Origin of the sequence: Ligilactobacillus agilis DSM 20509 (genome assembly GCF_001436215.1) — a bacterium.
Taxonomy (GTDB): domain Bacteria; phylum Bacillota; class Bacilli; order Lactobacillales; family Lactobacillaceae; genus Ligilactobacillus; species Ligilactobacillus agilis.
The window spans coordinates 1-291 of sequence record NZ_AYYP01000055.1 but is presented as its reverse complement, the minus strand read 5'-3'; the positions used below and the strand labels follow the sequence as shown (position 1 = coordinate 291).

The 291-nt window shown below is 48.5% G+C and carries 1 protein-coding gene; it reads left to right on the top strand.

Annotated features, from left to right (window positions below; translation table 11 throughout):
* Nucleotides 1-291 (top strand): amino acid kinase family protein (locus tag FC14_RS06115; RefSeq protein ID WP_478211997.1); only part of this gene is annotated, 291 nt, incomplete at both ends.

Genomic DNA, 291 nt, shown 5'->3' with positions numbered 1-291 from the left:
TGGTGAAAAGACAGCTTTAAACGGACGTGAATTGGATATGCTGGTTTCGGTGGGAGAAGTAATCTCAACGGCAGTCTTTACCCAAATGCTCAAGCAAAATGGCTACAAGGCCACGGCTCTAACCGGTCCGGATGCTGGTTTTAGGACTAACAATGACTACCAAAATGCCAAGGTAATTGACGTGCAGACGGACAAGATTATGGCGGCCTTTGAAGAAGTAGACATTGTAGTTGTGGCTGGTTTCCAGGGCCTATCAAAGGAAGGGCACGTTACGACTTTGGGTCGGGGTGG